This window comes from Pseudonocardia halophobica (assembly GCF_027922425.1).
GTDB lineage: Bacteria > Actinomycetota > Actinomycetes > Mycobacteriales > Pseudonocardiaceae > Pseudonocardia > Pseudonocardia halophobica.
Window position 1 is genome coordinate 1 of sequence record NZ_BSFQ01000147.1, and the last position, 1,013, is coordinate 1,013.

Genomic DNA, 1,013 nt, shown 5'->3' on the forward strand with positions numbered 1-1,013 from the left:
CTTCCGCGTGCTGCGCGAGTGGCAGCACACCCTGTACGAGGCGGGCTGGATCGGAATCGCCTGGTCACGGGAGGCAGGCGGCCAGGGGCTCACCCACCTTCATCAGCTCGTGTTCTCCGAGGAGCTCGCGCGAGCGCGCGCCCCGCAACCGATCGGGCTCATCGGGCTCGACGTCGTGGGACCCTCCATCGACCGGTTCGGCACCCTTCGCCAGCGCACCGAGCTGCTCCCCCGCCTGCTCTCGGGTGAGGTCATCTGGTGCCAGGGCTTCTCCGAGCCGGAGGCGGGTTCGGATCTGTCGTCCCTCCGTACGCGCGCCGAGATCGACGGGGACGACTTCGTGGTCTCGGGACAGAAGGTGTGGACCAGCTGGGCGCACCTCGCGTCCTGGTGCGCCATGCTCGTCCGCACCAACCTCGACGCGCCGAAGAGCAGGGGCATCAGCTATCTCCTGGTCGACATGTCCTCGCCCGGGATCGTGACCCGGCCGCTGACCCAGATGACCGGCGACCAGGAGTTCTGCGAGGTGTTTCTCGACCGGGTGCGCGTGCCCCGCGAGAACCTCGTCGGCGAGCTCGACGGAGGCTGGGCGATCGCCCGGCACACCCTCGGGACCGAACGCGCGGCCTACACACTGCGGCGACGCGTGGAGTACGAGGTGGCGTTGCAGGACGCGATCGACGAGCTGTCCGCGTGCCCGACACGCGACGCCGACCCGCGCCGCGGCTATCGGGTGCGAGCGGCCGTGGGCCGCTCCCACGTGGCGCTGCGCGTCCTCGAGGCCCAGACCCGGAAGACGATCGGCAGGCTGGCGGCCGACACCGGCCCGGTGCCCGAGGACTCCGTCGACAAGCTCCTGCTCAACGACATCGAGCAGCAGGTCTACGGATCCATCGCCGATCTGCTCGGTCCGCTGCGGGCCACCCCGGCCGCCCGCCCGTTGGGCCTCGACGTCGCTCGTTGGGCGCACGATCACCTGTACTCCCGGGCGGCGTCGATCTACGGGGGCAGCT

1 protein-coding gene is annotated in these 1,013 nt (G+C 70.8%); it reads left to right on the forward strand.

The window, feature by feature from the left end; genetic code table 11:
- Positions 1–1,013 (forward strand): acyl-CoA dehydrogenase family protein (locus PKE99_RS37775; protein WP_271215060.1); only part of this gene is annotated, 1,013 nt, incomplete at both ends.